The sequence below is a fragment of the Eikenella sp. genome (genome assembly GCF_057315495.1).
In genome coordinates, this window is sequence record NZ_DBHKXY010000028.1 from 82,853 (window position 1) to 106,102 (window position 23,250).

At 57.2% G+C, this 23,250-nt stretch carries 17 protein-coding genes; 10 read left to right on the top strand and 7 right to left on the bottom strand.

Annotated features, from left to right (window positions below; translation table 11 throughout):
- The first annotated feature begins 107 nt into the window (after positions 1–107).
- The 3 genes from ypfJ to ACO6EE_RS04695 all read left to right on the top strand — a co-directional run bounded on the left by ypfJ (position 108) and on the right by ACO6EE_RS04695 (position 4,215).
- Positions 108–959 carry a KPN_02809 family neutral zinc metallopeptidase gene (gene ypfJ, locus ACO6EE_RS04685; RefSeq protein WP_023886610.1) on the top strand — a complete coding sequence of 284 codons (852 nt, stop codon included), beginning with the start codon at positions 108–110 and terminating at the stop codon, positions 957–959.
- Between the two features lie 395 nt (positions 960–1,354).
- Positions 1,355–2,359 (top strand): branched-chain-amino-acid transaminase, encoded by a 1,005-nt coding sequence (ilvE, locus tag ACO6EE_RS04690; protein WP_485959588.1) that lies wholly within the window; start codon positions 1,355–1,357, stop codon positions 2,357–2,359.
- A gap of 428 nt (positions 2,360–2,787) precedes the next feature.
- A complete protein-coding gene (locus ACO6EE_RS04695) occupies positions 2,788–4,215 on the top strand; it encodes an alanine/glycine:cation symporter family protein (RefSeq protein ID WP_485959590.1) in 1,428 nt (475 codons plus the stop codon).
- Positions 4,216–4,284: 69 nt separating this feature from the next.
- On the opposite strand, the gene sstT is transcribed toward ACO6EE_RS04695, so the two are convergent.
- Positions 4,285–5,544 carry a serine/threonine transporter SstT gene (gene sstT / locus ACO6EE_RS04700; protein WP_485959592.1) on the bottom strand — a complete coding sequence of 420 codons (1,260 nt, stop codon included), beginning with the start codon at positions 5,542–5,544 and terminating at the stop codon, positions 4,285–4,287.
- 185 nt (positions 5,545–5,729) lie between these two features.
- Complete coding sequence (locus ACO6EE_RS04705) at positions 5,730–6,716, bottom strand: putative transporter (protein WP_485959594.1); 987 nt, start codon at positions 6,714–6,716, stop codon at positions 5,730–5,732.
- A gap of 320 nt (positions 6,717–7,036) precedes the next feature.
- Between ACO6EE_RS04705 and ACO6EE_RS04710 the strand changes: the two genes are divergently transcribed.
- Positions 7,037–8,935 (top strand): bifunctional chorismate-binding protein/class IV aminotransferase, encoded by a 1,899-nt coding sequence (locus tag ACO6EE_RS04710; protein ID WP_485959595.1) that lies wholly within the window; start codon positions 7,037–7,039, stop codon positions 8,933–8,935.
- A 154-nt stretch (positions 8,936–9,089) separates the two neighbouring features.
- On the opposite strand, the gene thiD is transcribed toward ACO6EE_RS04710, so the two are convergent.
- The 4 genes from thiD to ACO6EE_RS04730 form a co-directional block, all read right to left on the bottom strand.
- Complete coding sequence (gene thiD / locus ACO6EE_RS04715) at positions 9,090–9,905, bottom strand: bifunctional hydroxymethylpyrimidine kinase/phosphomethylpyrimidine kinase (protein ID WP_485959596.1); 816 nt, start codon at positions 9,903–9,905, stop codon at positions 9,090–9,092.
- A 23-nt stretch (positions 9,906–9,928) separates the two neighbouring features.
- Positions 9,929–10,729, bottom strand: a complete 801-nt coding sequence (thiM, locus tag ACO6EE_RS04720) for a hydroxyethylthiazole kinase (protein ID WP_485959597.1) — start codon at positions 10,727–10,729, stop codon at positions 9,929–9,931.
- Between the two features lie 1,005 nt (positions 10,730–11,734).
- Positions 11,735–12,226: a transcription elongation factor GreB gene (greB, locus tag ACO6EE_RS04725; protein ID WP_485959599.1), complete on the bottom strand. Its 492-nt coding sequence runs from the start codon at positions 12,224–12,226 to the stop codon at positions 11,735–11,737.
- Positions 12,227–12,265: 39 nt separating this feature from the next.
- Entirely contained in the window at positions 12,266–13,657 is a 1,392-nt protein-coding gene (locus ACO6EE_RS04730) for a DHA2 family efflux MFS transporter permease subunit (RefSeq protein ID WP_485959601.1), read from the bottom strand.
- 280 nt (positions 13,658–13,937) lie between these two features.
- Between ACO6EE_RS04730 and ACO6EE_RS04735 the strand changes: the two genes are divergently transcribed.
- From ACO6EE_RS04735 to rarD, 3 genes are all read left to right on the top strand, one after another.
- Positions 13,938–14,978, top strand: a complete 1,041-nt coding sequence (locus ACO6EE_RS04735) for a type IV pilus twitching motility protein PilT (protein ID WP_070632868.1) — start codon at positions 13,938–13,940, stop codon at positions 14,976–14,978.
- A 528-nt stretch (positions 14,979–15,506) separates the two neighbouring features.
- Complete coding sequence (locus tag ACO6EE_RS04740; protein WP_485959631.1) at positions 15,507–16,697, top strand: PilT/PilU family type 4a pilus ATPase; 1,191 nt, start codon at positions 15,507–15,509, stop codon at positions 16,695–16,697.
- A gap of 268 nt (positions 16,698–16,965) precedes the next feature.
- On the top strand, positions 16,966–17,865 hold the full coding sequence (gene rarD / locus ACO6EE_RS04745) for an EamA family transporter RarD (protein WP_485959603.1): 900 nt from the start codon (positions 16,966–16,968) through the stop codon (positions 17,863–17,865).
- A 111-nt stretch (positions 17,866–17,976) separates the two neighbouring features.
- Here rarD and ACO6EE_RS04750 read toward each other — a convergent pair whose 3' ends face one another.
- Positions 17,977–19,470, bottom strand: coding sequence for a patatin-like phospholipase family protein (locus tag ACO6EE_RS04750; RefSeq protein ID WP_485959604.1), 1,494 nt, complete (start codon positions 19,468–19,470; stop codon positions 17,977–17,979).
- A 189-nt stretch (positions 19,471–19,659) separates the two neighbouring features.
- Between ACO6EE_RS04750 and ppx the strand changes: the two genes are divergently transcribed.
- The 3 genes from ppx to ACO6EE_RS04765 all read left to right on the top strand — a co-directional run bounded on the left by ppx (position 19,660) and on the right by ACO6EE_RS04765 (position 23,233).
- A complete protein-coding gene (gene ppx, locus ACO6EE_RS04755) occupies positions 19,660–21,153 on the top strand; it encodes an exopolyphosphatase (RefSeq protein WP_485959606.1) in 1,494 nt (497 codons plus the stop codon).
- Positions 21,154–21,454: 301 nt separating this feature from the next.
- Complete coding sequence (locus ACO6EE_RS04760; RefSeq protein WP_485959608.1) at positions 21,455–22,642, top strand: lysozyme inhibitor LprI family protein; 1,188 nt, start codon at positions 21,455–21,457, stop codon at positions 22,640–22,642.
- Positions 22,643–22,696: 54 nt separating this feature from the next.
- Positions 22,697–23,233 (top strand): NUDIX hydrolase, encoded by a 537-nt coding sequence (locus ACO6EE_RS04765; RefSeq protein ID WP_485959610.1) that lies wholly within the window; start codon positions 22,697–22,699, stop codon positions 23,231–23,233.
- The last annotated feature ends 17 nt before the right edge of the window (positions 23,234–23,250 follow it).

Here is a 23,250-nt window from a genome sequence, read left to right on the forward strand (position 1 = left end):
AAGCTAAAACCAGCGAAGTAAGTTTCGGCCAAGCCAAAATCTCCGCATGCTTTTCAGGTAGCCTGTTATATAATCCGCCCAACCACACCAACCCAAGGAATTCCAATATGAAACTCGACAATCAACGCAGCAGCAGCAACATCGAAGACCGCCGCAGCCTTGGCGGAGGCAGAGGTGGCGGAGGCGGCGGCAAAATGGGCCTTGCCGGCCTGATTATCGTGCTCATCGGCGCCTATTACGGCGTGGATTTAAGCGGCCTCACCGGCGGCGGCATGCAGATGCCGCAGATGCAACAGCAGCAGCAACGCACCATCAGCCCCGAAGAAGAGCAGTTGGCGCAGTTCTCTTCGCAAATCCTCGCCACCACCGAAGACGCTTGGGGCGAGTATTTCCGCAGCCAAGGCCGGCAATATGTGCAGCCGAAAATGGTGCTCTACCGCGGCAGCACCCCCACCGCCTGCGGCACCGGCCAATCCGCGATGGGCCCGTTCTACTGCCCGGCCGACCAAAAGGTTTACCTCGATCTCTCGTTCTACGACGACATGAAAAACCAGCTCGGCGCAGCGGGCGATGCGGCTTTTGCCTATGTGATTGCCCACGAAGTCGGCCACCACGTGCAAAACCTCGACGGCACCATGGAGCGCGTAAACCGTGCCCGCGCCCGCATGAGCGAGCGCGATGCCAACCGCCTCTCAGTTATGGTGGAACTGCAGGCCGACTGCCTGGCCGGCGTGTGGGCCAACCGTGCGCAAGCACGCCAGCTGTTTGAACAGGGCGACTTGGAAGAAGCCTTCAACGCCGCCGAAGCCGTGGGCGACGACCGCCTGCAACAGCGCAGCCGCGGCTACGCCGTGCCCGACAGCTTCACCCACGGCACCTCCGCCCAACGCCTGCAATGGTTCCGCCGCGGCCTGCAAAGCGGCGACCCGGCACAATGCGACACCTTCTCCTCCCTGTAAGCGCCAGTCTGATACCAAAAGGCTACCTGAAACGGTGTATTCCGATTTTCAGGTAGCCTTTTGCATCAAGGGTGATGCGCTGAATACCGAAGCTTCTGGCGCTGCTTTCCATTGAGTGCTTATCCCTTACCAAGCCTTCTCCTAAGCATTCATCAGAGCAATCCACCCCGCTTAACGCAATTTGCTATTTAATTCCAAACCTACGCCCCAATCCCGCAAGCAGGCTACCTGAAAACCCGTCTGCGGGGCGTAAGCGCCTTGATGGCGGGTTTGCTTTTCGCAGAAACCGTTTTTCAGGTAGCCTGATTGGATGCAATTTTTGACACAAAAGGCTTGTCAAATGCTTTGCTTCAAGAGTATCTTTGACACCTTAGCACAAATCACAAGGAAATATCATGGCAAAAGCAGTTCCTGCCGTTTTCGGCAGCGTTTTCCACCGCGAGATGCCGGTGCTGGTTTTTTCCGATGGCGCATGGCAGCCGGTGCGCTGGCAGTCTTCCGATTCGCTCTCCCTGCCGCCGGGCGCGCACAGCCTGCATTACGGCAGTGAGTGTTTTGAAGGGCTGAAGGCCTTCCGCCAGCAAAACGGACGCATCGTCATCTTCCGCCCCCAAGCAAACATCGCCCGTATGCAGCAGAGCGCAAAACTGTTGGAGCTGCCCGTGCCGGATGCGCAGGTTTTCCTTTCCACCATGCTGGAATTGGTGGCGCGCGCGGCCGACGAAGTGCCGGATGCGCCCGCCGCCATGTATCTGCGCCCCACCCTTATCGGCACCGACCCGGTAATCGGCAAGGCCGGCGTAGGTTCATCCACAGCCATGCTGTATATTTTGGCTTCGCCGGTGGGCGACTACTTCAAAGTGGGTTCGCCGATGAAGCTGTTGGTGGAAACCGAACACATCCGCTGTGCGCCGCACATGGGCCGGGTGAAATGCGGCGGCAACTACGCCTCCGCCCTGCAAACCGTGGTGCGCGCCCGCGAGCAATACGGCGCCAACCAGGTGCTGTTCTGCCCGAACGGCGACGTGCAGGAAACCGGCGCTTCCAACTTCGCGCTGATTAACGGCAACGAAATCATTACCAAGCCGCTCACCGAAGAATTCCTGCACGGCGTAACCCGCGATTCCGTATTGCGCGTGGCCGCCGATTTGGGCTATAAAGTGAGCGAGCGCAATTTCACCGTGGCCGAATTGCAGGCTGCAGCAGAAAATGACGCGGAAGCCATCCTCACCGGCACGGCGGCCGTGGTGTCGCCGGTGACTTCTTTGGTAATCAACGGCCAGGAAATCGTGCTGCAAAGCCAAGAGCGCGGCACAGCCATCCGCAAGGCGATTACCGACATCCAATACGGCCTGGCCGAAGACCGCTACGGTTGGCTGGTGCCGGTGCCCGAGCGCTGATTGGCCGTTTGTTTCACCCGCTGCCGCATGGTTAGGCGGAGCAAAATATGTTTTCAGGTAGCCTTATCTTTTTTATGGTTCAAAGAGTTTGAGGCTACCTGAAAATTTTTCAGATTAGCCACGGTGGAAATAACGATTCCTTCCTACCAGGCGGCGAGCCGCAGGCAGTGCAAGTCGAGCCAACGCAGCAGAAAGGAATCAGTATTTCAGCCATCAAGCCATTACCCCCATTGCGCCGGTAATGGCTTCGGCTATCGGGGCGGACGTTTCAGGTAGCCTGACGCCCCTTTTGAGCCGCAGCCGCTTTGCCGGCTGCTTCCCACTAACCGTCCTTTGTTTTTCCCGCAGTTTCGCGGCGTTTGCGCCAGATGGCCGGCAAACGCGCAGGCTGCCAGTTTCCAACCCCCTTCTCTTGCGAGGTTCCGACTATGGAAAAAATATTGTCCGACCTGGTAAGCACGATTAATTTCGTGCTGTGGGACTACCTGCTGATCTACTCCCTGCTCGGCATCGGCCTCTTTTTCAGCATCTACTTGGGCGTGCCGCAGCTTACCAAGCTCGGCGCAGCGTTCAAATCGGTATTCGGCGGGCTCTTTGCCAAGAAAGATGCCGCCGACAAAGACCACAAATCGCTGTCGCAATTTCAAGCGCTGGCGGTGGCCGTGTCCGCCCAAATCGGCACCGGCAACGTGGCCGGCGTGGCCACGGCGATTACTGCCGGCGGGCCGGGCGCAATCTTCTGGATGTGGTTTTCTGCCATTTTGGGCATGTCCACCATCTTCGCCGAAGCCCTGCTGGCGCAGAAATACCGCGTGGTCAGCCACGGCAAATACATCGGCGGCCCGGCGTTTTACATCACGCACGGGCTCACGCCGAAAATCGGCCGCAGTGCGGCGCGTTTCCTCTCCGGCAGCTTTTCGATTGCGCTGATTATCGCGCTGGGCCTCATCGGCAATGCCACCCAATCCAACTCCATCTCTTCGGCGGTAACCGTGGCCTTCAACATACCGCCTTTGGCAGTGGGCTTCGGCTTGGCGGTACTGGCCGGGCTGATTATCGTGGGCGGAGTGGACCGTATTGCCAAAATCACGCAGTTTGTGGTGCCGTTTATGGCCATCATCTACATCATCTGCGCGATTGTGATCCTGTTCAAATTCTCCAGCCACATTGCGCCGATGTTCGACCACATCTTCACCGCGGCGTTTAACCCGCAGGCGGTGTTGGGCGGCGCGGCCGGCATCGGTATGCGAGAAGCAGTACGCTTCGGCGTGGCACGCGGCCTGTTTTCCAACGAGGCCGGCATGGGCTCCACCCCGCACGCCCACGCTACGGCAGACGTGCAGCACCCCGTGCAGCAAGGCATGGCGGCGTTTGTGGGCGTGTTTATCGACACGCTGCTGGTGTGCACCGCCACCGCGCTGATCATCCTGCTCACCGATGCCGACAAATTGGGTTTGCAGGGCGCGGCGGTAACGCAGCAGGCCTTCGTGATTGCCTTCGGCAGCGGCGGCGCGCAGCTGTTGGCGGTGTGCCTCACCTTCTTCGCCTTCACCACCATCATCGGCTGGTACTACTTCGGCGAATCCAATATCCGCTTCCTGTTCCATGGCCGCCATTTGGCCATCTACCGCACGCTGGTGCTGCTGGCCATCGTGCTGGGCACGCTGGGCAAAGTGGACGTGGTGTGGAGCTTGTCGGACATGTTCAACGGCTTTATGGTGATTCCCAACTTAATCGCCCTCTTCCTGCTGCGCAAGGAAATCCGCGCGGTGTACGACGATTACCTAGCGCAGAAAAAAGCCGGCGGCGCGCTGTCGTATCACTACGAATTTCATGAGTATCACGAGCAGCAGTAAGCGCGGCAAATGGGCTACCTGAAAACAGAAAGGCTACCTGAAACTATTTTTCAGGTAGCCTTTTTATCGTTAAGCCGCCGTTTCCACCTGCCCCACCACTTCTCTATGCCGATACACCGGATCGGCAGCGGCGGTAAACACCACATCAGTGGAAGAATTAAGCAGCGTACCGCATGGGTCTTGTACCACGCTGATAATCAGCCCGATGGTAACCATCTGCATCGCCACATCGTTGCTGATATTAAACAAGCTGCATGCCATCGGCACCAACGGCAGCGCCCCGCCAGGAATGCCGGAAGCCCCGCATGCGCCGATAACGGCAATAATCACCAGTAAAAAAGCCGTGATGAAATCCACATGGATGCCCAATGTATGCACTGCTGCCAGCGTCAGGATAGTGATGGTAATCGATGCGCCTTCCATATTCATGGTGGCACCCAGCGGGATGGTTACCGCATAGGTTTCCTCATCCAGCCCCAGCTTTTTGCACAAATTCAGGTTGACCGGAATATTGGCCACCGAGCTGCGGATAACGAAAGCAATCAGCCCGCTCTCTTTCAGGCAAGTCCACACCAGCGGATACGGATTTTTGCGGATTGCAAAAAACACAATCAGCGGATTCAGCACCAGCGCCATAAACGCCATCGCGCCCACAATCGCCAGCAGCACATGCAGATAGGCCGCCAGATTTTCCAAGCCGGTGCTCACAAACGCATGCAGCGTCAGCCCGAAAATGCCGATGGGGGCAAGGCGGATAATCCAATACATCACCTTGTTTACCGCATCGGAAATGTTTTGCAGAAAATTGCGCGTAGGCTCGTCGGCAGCGCGCAAAGCCAAGCCCAACACCAAGGCCCAAGCCAAAATGCCGATGTAGTTGGCATCTGCCAAGGCTTGTACCGGATTGATAACGATTTTGAGCAGCAGGTTTTGCAGCACCTCGCCAAACCCGTTCGGAATCGGCTTATCCGCCACATCCACCCCGTTGAGCGGCACAAAAGACGGAAATGCAAAGCTTACCGCCACCGCCAGCAATGCCGCCACCGCCATGCCCACCACATACAGCACAATCACCGGCCGGATATTCGAATTTATGCCCTTGCGGTGTCGCGCCACGGCCGACACCACCAGCGTGAACACCAGCAGCGGCGCAATCGCCTTGAGCGCACCCACAAACAGCGAGCCCAACAGATTGCCTGCCGACGCCACCACACTGCTGCCGCCGGCAAAACGCACCAGCAAACCCAGCGCAACGGCGCCGAAAAAAGCAAAGGTAATTTGCGAAGCCAAGCCCCATTTGGGCAAAAGCCGTTTCAGTTCTAAAGACATTTTTCTCTCCTTCCATTTGCGTAAGGGCAGTGAGCCCTAAATTTCTTTCGTATGATAGAAGAAGAGGAAAGCTGCCAGAAATACTTTTTGTTACTGTTTATATAATCAAAAATTCTATGGTTAGGAATAAGCAGGCTACCTGAAAACAGTTTCAGGTAGCCTTTCTCCGCTTGCAGCGTGCAGCATCAACTTTCCGCCTGCGCCGCCACAATATTGTGTTCAAAACCCTTCAAGCGCTTGTAAATCGACATCAGCTCCACAATCGTCGACCATGAGCGCACCAGAAACTGGAACGCCTCCAGCACCTGCCCGAACGCCCGCACGATCTGCTGCATCACGCCCAACGCCACCACCCCTGCCACCAAGGCCGGCCCCATGGCCAAATAAGGCAGCGCCACCGAAAACTGCAAATACGAATAGCGCGCCACATCGAAATAAAGATAATGCCAATACAGGCGGAAATAATTACGGCGCACGTTTTTGAACAGCTCGGTTAAAGTGAGCGCATCCGCCCGCGCCGCATCATCCTCGCCCAGCACCAATTCCTTGCGGTAGGCCGCCTCCACCTTTTGGTTGTCGAACTCCAGCCCCGGCAGCTTGCAGCCCACCCCCATCAGCACCACCGTGCCCAAGAGCGCCGCCAAAATAGCCACATACACCAGCGAATGGCCCACATGCCCCACCAGCGGCAATTCCGTAATCGGCTCGCTCAGCTTCCACAAAATCGGCAGAAACGCCACCAGCGTGAGCACCGCCCGCAGGCCGCTTTCGCCCAGCGACTCCATAATCGTGGCAAAGCGCATGGTGTCTTCCTGAATCCGCTGCGCCGCGCCCTCAATCCCGCGCAAAAGCGGCCAGTGGCGCATGTAGTATTCCGTCATCGCCGAGCGCCAGCGGAACACATAATGCTTATTAACGAAGCCGCTAATCACCACCACCAGAATATACACCGCCGCAATGCGGGCAAACGTGAACACCTGGCGGTTGAACTCATCCAGGCTCACCGAGCCCGGCTTTTCCAGCATTTTTTGCACCGAATCGTAAAATGTGCCGAACCAATCGTTAATCTGCACATTCAGCTGTACCCGATACCAAGTGGCCGCCAAAATCAGTAGCGAACCGGCCAAAGACCAGCGCAGCCAGCGCCGGTTGAGGAAAAAACTGCGGAACATCGCCCGCCTCCCTTTATTCGCAAACAAAGCCGCGATTATATAGTGGATTAAAATAAAAATGAGACAAGGCGGCAACGCCTGCCGTGTACGGGTAGTACATAAGGGCGTTGGCAACGCCGTATCATTGCAATTTTAATCCACTATAGCCTTGTTTGGATGATAATGAAGCGATTTTAGGTAGCCTGAGTTGCTGGGATAAAGGCTACCTGAAAGCGAGGGCGGCGACCAAGTTCAAGATCCCGATCCATTTTTCAGGTAGCCCAAACCCCAGCCATCAAAACGCGTATAATCCGCCCGTTCATATCTTGCCTATTCCAGTCATGCCCTATTTCGCCCTGTTTGACGATGCCGTGAGCGGCCGCGCAAAACTCTATCAAAATCATGTGGAAAGCCGCCTTTTCCATCATAACGAACTGGATTCGCTGGACGATACGCTGCAAAAGGGCTGGCAAAAAGGGCTGCATGCTGTGTTGTTTGCAGACTACGAATTCGGTTTGCCGCTGATGGGGATTGAGTCCGAACGCGGCGGCAATCTTGCCCTGCACTGGTTTGCCGACTGCGCCGACATCGATGCCGAAAGCTGGCTTGCCCAAAATTCAGACGACCTCCCCGCCGGCATTTCCACGCCGCAATCCTCCGTATCCGAAGCCGATTACCTCGACCACATCCGCCAAATCCACGAAGCCATCCGGCGCGGCGACACCTATCAAATCAATTACACCACCCGCCTGCACCTGCAAGCCTACGGCAATCCCGTCAGCCTCTACCGCCGCCTGCGCCAGCCCGTCCCCTATGCCGTCTTGTCCCACCTGCCCGATGCGGAAGGGCAATCCGCGTGGACGCTGTGTTTCTCGCCCGAACTCTTCCTCAAAATCGGTTCGGACGGCACCATCAGTACCGAACCGATGAAAGGCACCGCGCCGATTTTGGGCGACGGGCAAGACGAACGCCGCGCCGCCGAGTTGCAAAACGACCCGAAAAACCGCGCCGAAAACGTGATGATTGTCGATTTGCTGCGCAACGACCTCGGCAAAATCGCCCAAACCGGTAAAGTATGCGTGCCAGAGCCGTTTAAAGTATCGCGTTTCGGCAGCGTCTGGCAGATGACCAGCACCATCCAAGCCCAAGCCCTGCCGCACATTACCGCCGCCGACATCCTCCGCGCCGCCTTCCCCTGCGGCAGCATCACCGGCGCACCCAAACGCATGAGCATGCAGATTATCGAATCGCTCGAAGCCGAACCGCGCGGCCTGTACACCGGCAGCATCGGCTACCTGAAACCCTGCGCGGGCGGGCTGGGGTTTGAAGGCATATTCAACGTCGTCATCCGCACCCTGTCGCTCAAACCCGTTTCTAACTCAGTTTCAGACGACCTAGATAGTGGATTAACAAATCAGGACAAGGCGACGAAGCCGCAGACAGTACAGATAGTACGGCAAGGCGAGGCAACGCCGTACTGGTTTAAAGTTAATCCACTATATCAAGGGGTGTACGGCGTCGGTTCCGGCATCGTCATCGACAGCGACCACGCCGCCGAATATCGGGAATGCGGCTGGAAAGCCCGTTTCCTCAACGAATTGCGCCCCACCTTCGGCATCTTCGAAACTATACGCGTGAAAAACAGGCAATGCAGCCTGCTCGACCTGCATTTAGGCCGTCTGAAAACCTCCGCCCAAGCCCTCAACCTGCCCCTGTCCGACGATGGCGAAACCCGAATCCGGCAATACATCGCCGACTTGCCAGAAGGCCTCTTCCGCCTGAAAGCCGAGCTCGTTTCAGACGACCTCATCCTCAGCCATGCCGCCACCGCCGAGCTGTCCGCCCCGCAGCGCGTCATCCCCGCCCCGCAACCCCTCCCGCGCCGCGACTACCTGCGCCGCTTCAAAACCACCCGCCGCACCCTGTACGACCAAGCATGGCAAACCGCCGAAACACAAGGCGCGTTCGACAGCCTGTTTTTCAATTCAGACGACCTCCTGCTCGAAGGCGGCAGAAGCAACGTATTCATCAAATACCAAGGGCAATGGCTTACCCCGTCTCTGGATTTGGACATCCTCAACGGCGTCATGCGCCAAGCCGTGTTGCAGCAGCCGCAAACCTACTTGGGCGCAGACGCAGTCATCGAAACGCACATCACCCGCGACATGCTGGAACACGCCGAAGAAATCCGCCTCTCCAACGCCTTAAGGGGCGTGTTTGAGGCGGATTTGGCACAATAAACAAACGGCTTGGAATCTTGCTCCAAGCCGTTTGTTTTAGCACATCGAGTTTCAGTTAGCCTTTCAGTCATATAGGCAAAGGCTACCTGAAACATCGATTTCAACCAAGCCAAAGCTTTTCAGGTAGCCTGTTGCACACAGCCAAGCTGTCTGCTTACTTCCCACACTCTGCGCGCATCGCCCAATGGTTTACCGGCCCGTGGCCGTGGCCGATATTGATGGGCTGAGAGATGGCGGCGGTGATGCACTGTTTGGCGGTGCGGATGGCCGCTTCTACCGCTGCGCCTTTGGCCAGCTCGGCGGTGAGGCAGGCGGAGAAGGTGCAGCCGGTGCCGTGAGTGTGCGGCGTGGGGAAGCGCGGGCTTTCCAGCGTAAACTGCCCATCCAGCATAAACACCCAATCGCGGCAGATTTCGCTTTGCGATTCGCCGCTGTGGCCGCCTTTAATCACCACGGTTTGCACACCGGCTTCCTGCAAGATGCGGGCGGCGCGTTCGGCGTCGGCATCGGTTTGGATGTCGATGCCGGTGAGCGCTTCGGCTTCGGGCAGATTGGGCGTGAGCACATCGGCCAGCGGCAGCAAATGCCGTTTGAGCGCGGAGACGGCGTTTTGCTGCAACAGCGGCGCGCCGCCCTTGGCCACCATCACCGGATCGAGCACCAGCCGGCCAAACGGTTTGCCTGCCAGTTTTTCCGCTACGCATTCAATCACTTCAGCTGTACCAAGCATACCGATTTTAAAAGCGGCTACCTGAAAATCGGCGGCGATGGAATCGATTTGTGCGCGGATAATATCGAGCGGCACGCCGTGGATGGCCTGCACGCCGAGCGTGTTTTGCGCGGTTACCGCTGCCAGCACGCTCATGCCGTACACGCCGCGCATTTGAAAGGTTTTCAAATCGGCCTGAATGCCTGCACCGCCGCCGCTGTCGGAGCCGGCGATGGTGAGGGCTTGTGCAATTTGCGTCATCTGTTTTCTCCTGATTTAAGCTGTTAAATCCATTCCACTTTCGCGCGTGCCGCCACTTCCTGCGCCGATATGGCGGCCAGGCTGTCGATCAGTTTCCATGCGAACGAGCCGCTCTGCGCAGGCTGCAAGCCCTGCGCCGCCAATTCACCGGCCACGGCATACACTGTGCAGGCTTCGGCCACGGCGTGCAGATAGTCTTCCGGCGCGGCCACAGCGGCAAATGCACCCACTACCGTGCTCAACAGGCAGCCGGACGCGGTTACTTTGGGGAACAGCGGCGTGCCGTTATTCAGCTTGGCAGTGCGGCTGCCGTTGGAAACATAGTCGGTTTCGCCGCTGATGGCGGCAACGCAGCCGTATTGCTGCGCAATGCGTTGGGCGATGCTGTGCAAATCGGCCGCGCCGCTGCCCGCATCCACACCTTTAGCATGCCATTCCACCCCTGCAATGTGCGCCATTTCGCCCGCATTACCGCGCACGGCGGAGAAGCGGATTTCTGCCAGCAGCTGCGCCGTGGTTTCGCGCCGCAGCCCGGTAAAACCTGCACCCACCGGATCAAGCACCACCGGCACGCCCGCGCGGTTGGCCGATTTGCCCGCTACCAGCATGGCTTCCACCTTTTGCTTGTTCAACGTGCCGATGTTCAATACCACTGCCGAGCTAACTGCCGCCAGCTCCGCCATTTCGTCCACGCTGTCGGCCATAATCGGCGAGGCGCCGATAGCCAGCAGGCCGTTGGCCGAGAAATTGGCCGCCACGATATTGGTGATGTTGTGCACCAGCGGGTTACGGGCGCGGACTTGATCCAGATATTTGATTTCCATATTGCTTTATTCCTAGTGGTTGGCGGAACGGGCAAGAAAAACGCCCGCTGTTGGATCGGGCGAGAAGTGGTGTTGTATCAAGAGAATATGGCGGGCTCTTCAGCTGTGCTTTCAGGTAGCCTCAACTGTAGTGTTTGATGCCTAGCCGCCTACATAGTTTCCTACGCCAGTATTGGGGCTGTTGGCAATTACTTTTCCAAGCGGATTTTTTGTTCCCAAGGCGGTAGATTCAAGGTGGAAACCGCAGCAAGGTAGACCCCTTGCGAGGATTGCCAACGCGGAAGATGCTACTTTGGGAGCGAAAAGATGCGGAAATAGTAATTGCCGGCAGCCCCTAGCTGTATCAGGTACAACGGGTATTTTCTCAGCCGCCTCTGCGGCACCCCGACTAATGGCGGCAGATTATAGCCTGCAACATGGTGAAAGGCTACCTGAAACTATCCCTTCATTCCGTTGCAGGCCGCCTGCTAAATTCCAGCTAGCCTGTAACCTTGTAGGAATGAGTTTTATACCTGTCGGCACGCCATCCAAGCATGGCCGTCATCTCTGCACCAAGCCGGCTAAAACGGATATTGTTTAAGCATGGCAACACCGCTTTTCGGCAATATAAGGCTACCTGAAAATTTTCAGGTAGCCTTATATATTTCGCGCCGTCGGGGGCTAGTCCTGACGGTATCTTTGCCAAACAGGCATTATCTACATTGTAAGGCTGGACTAGCTCTCTTTGATTAAGCTAATTCAAAGGGGCTTTTTTCATGTCTTATCAACTTCCTACCTATCCAAATATTACCGCAAGCATAGGCCGTCCGGAAGAAGGCTTGTTCTGTGAACTTACGGTTTCTTTAAATATAACGCCTGATCGGAGTTATATCCTCTTTGCCGAAATTATCAATCAAGATGAGCCGGCAGATCGCCTGCAAAAGCTTTTAGATATTTACGGACAATTTATTTTTGATTCCGTGGAACTTGAAGTTCCATTCTTTCCCCATACGATATATCTGCCCCCTACTCTATCTTCACATAAGCTACAGACAAAACTTCGATTTCTTCCCTGCCTTCCGGCCCGTGGAACACAATTTCATCGCCTTCGCGGGCTTTGAGCAAGGCGCGGGCGAGCGGGGAGGTCCAGGAAATTTTGCGGCGGGCGGTGTCGATTTCGTCCACGCCCACGATGCGCACGGTTTGCTCTTCGCCGTTGCCGCGCAGCAGTTCCACGGTGGCGCCGAAGAAGATTTGGTCGGTGGCTTCGCGGGTTTCGGGATCGACCACTTGCGCCGCTTCCAGCCGTTTGGTGAGGAAGCGGATGCAGCGGTCGATTTCGCGCATGCGGCGCTTGCCGTAGAGATAGTCGCCGTTTTCGCTGCGGTCGCCGTTGGAGGCGGCCCAGTTGACGATTTGCACGATTTCGGGGCGCTCTTTGTTCACCAGCCGGTAGAGCTCGTCTTTCAATGCCTGCCAGCCGACTGGGGTAATGTAGTTGGGGGTGGTGTTGCTCATGATGGCTTTCAAATCTGTTCAAATGTGCGGATGAAGGTTTCAGGTAGCCTTGCGGTTTAAATGCCCGCCGTCGCCGGCATGCAGTTTGGCCAGCAGCCACAGCAGCACCAGGCCGAAGGCGGCCAGCGATAGGTAGGTGTAGCTGAAGGCCTGTTCCAGCAGTGAGCCGGTTTCGCCCACGGCGGCGCGGTATGCGCCCAAAATCACGGCGGCCACGGCAATGCCGATGCCGATACCCACCTGCTGCACCACGCTGAGCATGGTCGAACCCGCGCTGGCTTCTTCGTTCGACAAATCACCGATAGTAAGGGTGTTGATGGCAGTAAACATCAGGGATTGGCACAGGCCGAAGCAGGTGGCCAGCAGCATATAAAACGTTATCGAGCTGCGCGAATCGAGCAGCGACAGCGCGGCCACCACGGCCGACATGGCCACGGCCACGCCCAAGAGCGTGCCTTTATAGCCGAAGCGCACCAGAATCGGCGCAGTAAACGGTTTCATCAAAATCGAGCTCAACGCCACCGGCGCGAGCATCCAACCCGCCATTTCGGCATTGTAACCAAAGGCTACCTGAAGCATCAGCGGCACCAGGAAGGGAATGCCGGAAGAGAGCACGCGGAACATCAGGTTCGCTGCCAGCCCGATGCTAAAAGTATGCACCCGGAACAGAGAAAGCGGCAGCAGTGGATTTTTAGCACGCCGTGCATATGCGGCATACAACCACATGGCCGCCGCGCCCAGCCCGATTATCAATAAGGAGCGGCTGCCGTTGCGCAGGTTTTCCGCTGCCAGCTCCAGCCCGTAGGTAATCCCCACTAGGCCGCCGGCAAACAGCAAGAATCCTTGCCAATCTAATGGTTGCGTATCGGTGCGCACATTGGGCATATAGCGGCCGGCAACAGCAATGCCAAGCAGGCCGATGGGGATATTGATAAAGAAAATCCAGTGCCAAGACAGGTTTACCGCCATCCAACCACCCAAAATCGGCCCAACGATGGGGCCGATGAGGCCAGTCATCGACATCAAATTCCATGCCGCTACCAATTCCGATTTGGGCACGGTGCGGATAATCGCCAACCGCGCCACCGGCATCATCAGCGCGCCACCCACACCCTGCAAAATCCGCGCCAGCACCAGCCAGTTTAAAGTGGGAGAAGCGGCGCAGGCCACCGAACCGAGCACAAACACCGCTACCGCCAGCCGGAACACGTTGAGCGTACCCAGCCGGTCGGCCAGCCAGCCCGAGAGTGGAATCAGCGCGGCCACAGTGAGCGCATAGCTGATGATGGCCAGCTCCATTTGCAGCGGCGATTCGTGCAGGCTTACCGACATCACCGGCAGCGCGGTATTCAAAATGGTGGCGTCCAGCGACTGCATAAACAGCGCCATCGCTGCCGTCCAGGCCAGGCCTTTTTGTTGCGGGGTCATCATGATAAGAAAGGGTGTTTGGAATGGCGTTTGATTGGCCGGTAGATTGCAGGAGGCTACCTGAAAAATAAACGGAATGGATTTTCAGGTAGCCTCTGGCTGACTGGGCATCATCCCGGCGAATAGCCAGAAACATGCCAAAACCCTGTATCCTGTTTCAGATAACCGCCAATTTTACATGAAAATACAAGTTTTCCTTTATTTATCCCGCCATCTGTATTTACAATGAACTGTTTTTAGCAAAACTGCAAAAAAATTTACTGAAAAGGGAGTTTCAAACGCCATGCAGATTACCGACCTACTCGCGTTCAGCGTGAAAAACAAAGCATCCGACTTGCACCTCTCTGCCGGCCTGCCGCCGATGATCCGCGTGCACGGCGACGTGCGCCGCATCAACCTGCCGGAAATGAGCGCCGAAGAAGTGGGCAACATGATCGCTTCCATCATGAATGACCACCAGCGTAAAGACTACCAACAACGGCTGGAAACCGACTTTTCCTTCGAATTGCCCAACATCGCCCGTTTCCGTGTGAACGCATTCAACACCGAACGCGGCCCGGCTGCCGTGTTCCGTACCATTCCCAGCAAAGTGCTCACGCTGGAAGAGTTGAACGCGCCCAAAGTGTTCCAAAAAATTTCCGACCAACCGCGCGGCCTGGTGCTGGTAACCGGCCCTACCGGTTCCGGTAAATCCACCACCCTGGCGGCAATGATCAACTACATCAACGAAAACCATCATCACCACATCCTCACCATCGAAGACCCGATCGAGTTTGTGCACGAAAGTAAGCAGTGTCTGGTAAACCAACGCGAACTGCACCAACACACCCACAGCTTCGCCAACGCCCTGCGCTCCGCATTGCGTGAAGACCCGGATATCATCCTGGTGGGTGAGATGCGTGACCCGGAAACCATCGGCTTGGCGCTCACCGCCGCCGAAACCGGCCACTTGGTATTCGCCACCTTGCATACCACCGGTGCCGCCAAAACCGTGGACCGTATTATCGACGTGTTCCCCGCCGGCGAAAAAGAGATGGTGCGCTCCATGCTTTCCGAATCACTGCGCGCCGTGATTTCACAAACCCTGCTCAAAACCAAAGACGGTAAAGGCCGCGTGGCCGCGCACGAAATCCTGATTTCTACCGCCGCCGTGCGTAACCTGATCCGCGAAAACAAAATCGCCCAAATCGGTTCTGCCCTGCAAACTGGTCAGGCGCATGGTATGCAGACGCTCGACCAATCCCTGCAGGCACTACTCAAACGTGGCATCATCAGCATCGATGCCGCCCGTGCCAAAGCTCAGAACCCCGACCAACTCGTCTAAACCGACAATCGTACAAGGGAAAACATCATGTCAAACGATCAGCACAAACAAAACTTGGCCGAGCTGCTCTCCGAAATGGCCAACCAGGGTGGCGATATGCCGCCTGAGCCTACCCCCGTTTCCTCTGCCATGATGCCGAATGGCGATTTAGCCGCCGTGGAAAGCCAGCTGGCTGCCGGCACGCTCGAGATTCCGCCGCTGCCCGATTTGCCCAAAAGCGTATTCGGCGAACCAGAATTGATTGAGCCTGGTTTCGTGGCGCAGCCCATTACGCCGCCTGCCCAGCCCGCTCAACCGGTGCAACAACAAGCAGCACAGCCGCAGCCGCAACTCAAATCCAAATACGCCGCGGCTCTCGCACCCAATGCTGCCCAGCCGATGCAGGCTCCGGCCAAACCGGCTCAGCCTGCCCCGCAGCAAACCGCACCGGCACAAGCGCAACCCCAACCGCAGCCCGCTCCACAACCCCAAGCAGACCCGCAACAGCCTGCTGCCAGACCCGCACCAGCTACGCCTAATCATCCGCCGCTGCATGCCGCGCCGGCACAGCCTGTCGGCCATGGGCCGAACCAGCACTTAACCCGTGAGCGTGCCAAACTGCACCCGCTGCTGGAAAAAATGGCTGATGAATCGCTCAAACGCAACGCTTCCGATATCTTCATCAGCAGCAATTTCCCGCCTTCGTTCAAAATCGACGGCACGCTGGTGCCGATTCCGGTAAAACCGCTCACCGAAGACGAAGCCGCACAAATCGTTTACTCCACCTTCAACGACGAACAAAAAGCCAAATTCCCGATAGAGTGGGAGCTGAACTACTCCCTGCAATCGCAAAACGGCATCCGTTTCCGTGTGAACGCCTATCACGAGCAAGGCCGTATTGGCTTGGTAATGCGCCGCATTACCACCAACATCCTCACCGTCGACGATTTGCGCCTGCCGCAAGTACTCAAAGAGCTCTCCATGCGCAAGCGCGGCCTGATTATTCTGGCCGGCCCCACTGGTTCCGGTAAATCCACTTCGCAGGCCGCGATGCTCGACTGGCGTAACAAACACTCTGCCGGCCACATCGTAACCATCGAAGACCCGATCGAGTATATCCACAGTCCGATCAAGAGCATCATCACCCAACGCGAAGTCGGCCTTGATACCCACAGCTGGGGTGCGGCCGTACAAAGCGCCATGCGTCAGGCGCCAGACGTAGTCTGCGTGGGTGAGGTTCGTAACGAACACTCCATGGAATATGCCCTGCAACTGGCGCAAACCGGTCACTTGTGCTTCTTCACCATCCACGCCACCAACGCCAGCCAAACCGTTGAGCGTATTATGAACTTGTATCCGGAAGAGCGGCATCCGCAGATTCTGATGGACTTGGCATTGAACTTGGTGGCCATTATCGGCCAGCGTTTGGTGCTGAAAAAAGGCGGCAAAGGCCGAAACGCCATCATCGACTTGCTGATCAACACTCCCGCTATGCAGGACCACGTGTTCAAAAACCAGCTGCTTGAAGCTCGCGAGCTGATGGAACGCGCCGAAGACGACGGCATGCAAACCTTCGACCAAGACTTGTTCCGCCTCTACATCAACGGCGAAATCGACTACGACGAAGCCCTGCGCCAGGCCGAATCTGCCAACGACTTGCGTCTGCGCATCAAGCTCTACGAAGAAGGCCGCGAAAGCACGCATATCTTCGAACGCGTAAACGATTTGAACCTGATGTAAGCAGCCCAAACCAAAGGCTGATAGAGGCTACCTGAAAAACACCCGATGGATTTTCAGGTAGCCTCTACCGTTTTCATATCAACAGGCAGACTGTCTTAATACCTTGCATTTTCTCGCTAAATACCTACTATTTCATACCAGATGGCGAGTTGATGAGTACAAATAGCACAGCAGCGTGCACCCATACTGAAAAAATACAATCATTTAACTACGCCCACCCTTTTAACGAAAACTTTCAGGTAGCCCCTACACCATCCGCCAACACATCATGAATACCACCCACTCCACCGAATACCGCCGCGGCCTCTACTGCGTCATCGGCTGCTACCTGATTTGGGGCTTTTTTCCGCTCTACTGGCTGCCCCTGGTCGGTCAGCCCATCAGCGCTGGGCAACTGATGGCACACCGTATCGTATGGGCATCGCTGCTCGCTATCGGCACGGTAGCCTGCTCACCTTCCGCCCGCACCCAGCTCGTACAAGCCGTCAAAAGCCGCCAAATCCTTACCGCCTTCGCCATCTGTTCCACCTTATTGGCAACAAACTGGCTGCTCTATTTGGCCGCCATCACCCAACGGCAGGTATTGCAAGCCAGCCTAGGCTACTTCATCGCACCACTCGCCAGTATCTTCTGCGGCCGCCTGTTTCTGCGTGAAGCCCTGCGCCCGCTGCAAATCGGCGCGATTCTTTTGGCCATCGTGGGCGTGGTATGGCTTTCCGCATGGGGCGGGCAGATGCCTTGGATTGCACTGGGCCTCGGCGTGAGCTGGAGCATCTACGGCCTGTTGCGCAAGCTCGCCCCACTACCCGCCCTGCCCGGCTTCACGCTGGAAACCCTGATGCTGCTGCCCTTTGCCCTCCTGTATCTGGGCTGGCACTATCGGCACGGCAGCCTGGTGTTCGCCCAACTGCCACCCCTGCCCCTGGCTATCGTCATCGGCAGCGGTGCCGCCACCATGATTCCGCTGTTGCTGTTTGCCGCCGCCGCACAACGCATCCGCCTCACCACCATCGGCATATTGCAATACCTCTCACCCAGTCTGCAATTCCTACTCGGACTCACCGCCTTCCACGAGCCGTTCAGCCGTATGCAGTTTGCCGGTTATCTGTGGGTATGGGCAGGCGTGGCGCTATTTGTGTGGGGCGCACGCAGAAAGCAGGCTACCTGAAAGCTGATCAATACGGTAAGGCAAGCCAACACTGGCTTGCTTTGATATCCACCCACTATAAAAAGGCTACCTGAAATCTTTCAGGTAGCCTTTCAGCTTAACCAATTATCCTCACTCTGCCTTACTTTCCTCCAAACAATCCGCCCTGGCTGCCGCTGTGCCGTTTTTGCAGGCATCTTGAGCCGAAGTAGTCAAGCCTTCTTGTACCCCTGATTCTAACCCCGCTTCTTTCGACAAGGCAGCCAGCACCCAGGCATATTCGGGCGATTGGCGCATCAGCACGCGGGCGGCTTCTTTCAGATTGTTGATGTCTTCACGCGGCAGGTAAAAGCTGGTGGAAATATTGAGCACGTTTTTGCGCAGGGTAGAATCGGGCAAATCGCGCAGGCTGAGGCTCACGAAATGCAGGCTGATAGGTCGGCCTTGTCGGCTGTTGGCCTGGCTATTCCATTGGTCGGCCACAGCGCGGATGCGGCGTAGCGACTCTTGCGAATTTTGGTCGATGGGCACGTTGATGATGGCGCCCAACACATCGTAGAGGCCGGGCACTTTGGCGCTCTGATCGATGGTGCTGTCGAGCTGGTTTTGCGCGTTCACGCTAATCACAATGATTTTGCGCACGTTTTGGTTGGCCAGCTGGCGGTGCAGAATTTGGCTGGGATAGATTTCAGTGGCTTCCAATAGGCCGCGTAAGCCGAGGTTGTCGGTGAGTCCGCCATCGAGCAAATGGACATAAGGACGGTTTTTGCTGTCTTGATATAGCGCCAACTCTTGGCCGAACTCGCGGCGGGTTCGGGCTTGCTGCTGCTCGTCGCTGCCATGCTCCAGCACGTTTTGCAGGCGCGGCGGCAGGGTGTAGCCGCAGTTGCCGCCGTTGTTGTTAATCGTAATCGGGCTAAACACCACCGGTACGGCGCTGGAGGCGGCCACGGCGCGCGCTAGGCGCAAATCGGAAAGGTTGAGGCACATCATGTCGAAAAATTCTTGCGTGAAATCAAAGCGCCTACCTATCGACATATCGGTGGCCGACACCACGGCAAACGGGCCTTTGCGCCGGCTGGCCAAATCGCCGAAAGTAGCGTGGCCGAATAAAGTGGCTTCAAACTGCTCCTGCAGCAAATCGCCGCGCCCGAATTCAGGCGAGGTCAGGCGCGGCAGGTTGGCCAGCGAAAACACTTGCCGGCCCACCAGTTTTTGGAAATTCTGCTTCAAGAATTGCTGTTCAAATGCGGGGATGGTATCGCGCCCGTGCAGCGAATAATAAGTGGCCAATACCGAGCCGCCGGACACGCCGTACACCAAGTCCACGCTATCGAGCAGCGGTTTCTCCCGCCCTTCGATATACACCGGCTGCTTGGCCAGCTCTTCGAGTACACCATAGCCCAAAGCCGCCGCACGCGTACCGCCGCCGGAAAACAGCAGCACCACGAATACATCGTCGTTTTGCTGAGCAATGCTCTGCTCCAGCCGGTAGCCCTGCGTGGTATCTACTTTCGAAATAGTAGCTACCGGCCGATAGTTCACCAGCGAGCAGGCTCCAAGCAGCGCTAACAACCCCGCTGCCGCACTACGTTTCAGCACAACATTGCACGCACGAATCCGCATAAACCAACCTTTCACATTCAATCTAAACCATAACGCAGGCTACCTGAAACATAGAAAACCGATTTTCAGGTAGCCTCAAGCGCATTATAGCAAAGCCGCCTCCCCTAAAGGCTAGCTGGAATGCCGCAGCATAATGACACACTAGGCGCCGCAAGGTAAGATACACGCTTTCCATCCGACACAAACAATATGACCATCCCCGCTAATATGCTGGCCGCGGTAGACCTTGGCTCCAACAGTTTCCGCCTGCAAATCTGCACCAACCTCAACGGGCAGCTGCAAATCGTTGACTCCATCAAAGACATGGTGCGCTTCGCCGCCGGGCTGGACGAACACAAACAGCTCGACCAAGCCGCCCAAGAGCGCGCGTTGGCCTGCCTGGCCAAATTCCACGAGCGTCTGCGCGGCTTCCCGCCCGAGCAGGTGCGCGCCGTGGCCACCAACACCTTCCGCGTGGCCAAAAATATTGCTCCCTTCATGCCCCGTGCTGAAGCCGCTTTGGGCTTTCCCATCGAAATCATCGCCGGGCGCGAAGAAGCCCGCCTCATCTACACCGGCGTCATCCACACCCTGCCGCCCGGCAGCGGGCAGATGCTGGTGGTCGATATTGGCGGCGGCTCTACCGAATTCGTAATCGGCAGCCGCCTGCAGCCCGACATCACCGAAAGCCTCAACCTCGGCTGCGTGAGCTACAGCTTGCGTTTCTTCCCCAAAGGCAAAGTGTCCGCCGAATCCTTCAAGCTCGCCGTCAACACCGCCCGCAGCGAAATCCAGCGCATTGCCAAGCTGTTAAAAAGCACCGGCTGGCAGTTGGCCGTGGGCACTTCCGGCACCGCCCGCACCCTGCGCGACCTCATCGCTGCCGCCAATCCCGAAGACAACCGCATCACCCCAGCCTCCCTGCAAAAAATTGCCGCCCGCCTGATTGAAGCCGGCAGCGCCAAAAAAGCTAAATTCGAAGGCATGAAAGCCGACCGCATCGAAGTATTCGCCGGTGGGCTGGCCGTGATGAGCGCCGTATTCGCCGAGCTCGATATCGACAGCATGACCGTAACCGACGCAGCCCTGCGCGACGGCGTGTTCTACGACCTCATCGGCCGCCAGCTCAACGAAGACATGCGCGAGCAAACTATCGACCATTTCCAACAGCGCTACCACGTCAGCCAAAACCAAGCCCAGCGCGTGGCCGCCCTCGCCGCCCAATTCTTCGAGATGCTCGCCGAACGCGAACCCGAAAAAGAGTGCCACTATTGGCAACAATACCTGCGCTGGGCCGCCCTCGTGCACGAAATCGGCACCGATATCGCCTACACCGCCTACCACAAGCATTCCGCCTACATACTCGAGCAAGCCGATATGCCCGGATTTTCCCGCCAAGAGCAGCAAATCCTCGCCACTTTGGTGCTTGGTCAGCGCGGCGATTTAAAAAAAATGGCCGAATTGCCCATCAGCTCCACCATGTGGCTTGCCGTGGCCGCCCTACGCCTGGCCGTACTATTCTGCCGCGCCCGCCTGCCGCACACCCTGCCCGCAGGCACCCGACTGAGCTACGAAAACAAAAACTACACCCTCGCCATCAGCCGTCAATGGCCGGAAGACAATCCCCTCACCGCCGGCGCGCTGGCTGATGATGCCGCCCAATGGCGCAAAATCGGTATCCGCTTCGGGCTGCTGCTGCAATAGCAATGGTATGACGCAAACTTTCAGATAGCCTGCAAGCCCACACCAAGCACAGGCTACCTGAAAATCGAACCATCTTTTTCAGGTAGCCTCCCCAGCCATCGAAAGGCTACCTGAAAAACTACGGCCCCCACGATAGCCAAGCAATGCTTCCTTCTCCCAAGTGTCGGACTACCAACAGCATGCGTGGTGAGCCACTGCCGCAGGAAGTAAACTCTTTAGCTGTAAAAGCAAAATTTCCCGCCACGGCTCGCCACGGCGGGTTAGAATACTGTTATCCATTTCCTAATCAAGGAATCCAAATATGAAACCCCTGATTAAACCCATCCTCGCCCTTCTGATTGCTGCCTCAATGGCCGCCTGTGGCAAAGAAGAAGCCAAACCGGCCGCCCTCAGCTGCCAAGCGCCCGAAGCCATCGGGCAGCTTACCGACCAAATCCAGGCCGCCGTATCGCCCGCCCAAGAAAGCGGCCTGCCCTACTTCGAATCCGGCGCATCCGAAGTGCAGGCCGCCTTCGGGCAACTCGGCTTCGAAATCACTGACATCCGCACCACCCAAGCCGCCTCCGAAGGCAGCAAAACGCTCTCCTGCGAAGCCACCCTACGCCTCGCCCCTAAGCCCGAAGCCCAAACCCGCATCAAACAAAGCATCGAGAGCTACCTTGAAATCAACGAAACCGACGGCATCGACTACAACGGCCTGATGAGCGCGGGCGATATGCTCAAGCCCGACGGCAAAGGCGGCTTCATCGCCCCCTTCAGCTACACCGTCAGCCAAACCGACAACGGTGACAAACTCGTCGTGAACGTGGCCAGTAAAGAAATTGCTGCTGGCCTACTCTATCCCGCCGCCTTCTACCTCGCCGCCCCCGATTTAGCCAAACAAGTAGCCGAAATCCGCCAGAAATCTGCTGCTGAGGAAACCCGCCAGCAAGAACTGAACACGCTCGACCAAAACCGCCTGCAAGCCCGTATTGAGCTCTTGCGTACCCAAAACAAACAGGCACACGATGAACTCAATAAAGCCTGGCAAGCTCTGCCTGCCGCCGCCCGCACCCAGCTCAAAGATGCTCAAAACCAGTGGAGCCGCCTGCGCGAGAGCCAATGTGCCTACCAAAGCAAGGCCGACTCCACCGAACCGCTGGAGCAGGAAGCCTTGCGTATCGAATGCGACACCCGCGAGGTGCAGCAGCGCATACCCGCACTCAAGCAAGAAGCCGAAACTTTCACCGGCAACCAGCTCACTGAAGCCACCCAGCGCGCCCAAGCCGCTCAACAGGAATTGCGCAACGTGTGGCAGAGCGTTCCGGCCGATGTGAAAGACATTATCGGCCAAGACTACCAATCCTGGGCCGCCAGCAGCGCCGCCAAATGTGCTCAAGCCGCCCAACAGGCCGGCGGCGGCAACAACGGTCAGCTCGCCCGCCTCGAATGTACCGCCACCGAGGCTCGTAACAAGGCCAAAGAACTGCGCGGCTACGTTTCCCAATAATCTGCTTCCATAGAAAGGCTACCTGAAAATTTCAGGTAGCCTCACCATACTGCAATGAACCTCACCGAAACCCAACTTTCTTCCGAGCCGATTTTCGACGGCAAATTCGTTACCATCGCCCGCGACACCGTACGCCTGCCCAACGGCAACCCAAGCTACCGCATCGTTATCCGCCACCCCGGCGCCGCCTGCGTGCTGGCCGTTACCGAAGCAGACGAAGTGGTGCTGGTGCGCCAATGGCGCTACGCCACCGGCCAAGCCCTGCTCGAGCTGCCTGCCGGTAAGCTTGATGCCGGCGAAGACCCAGCCGTGTGCGCCGCGCGCGAACTGGAAGAAGAAACCCCCTACCGCGCCCAATCCGTGCGCCTGCTGCATACCTTCTACACTGCCCCCGGCTTCTGCGATGAGAAAATGTATCTCTACCTCGCCGAAGGCATCACGCCCACCAGCACCCGTAAGCCCGACCAAGACGAATTTATCGAAACCGTATTGCTCTCGCGCCAAGCCGTGCAGGAAGCCATTGCCGCCAACCAAATTCAAGACGGCAAAACCCTGGTCGGCCTGCAATATTGGCTGCTCAACAGCAAATAACACACAACTAAGGCTAC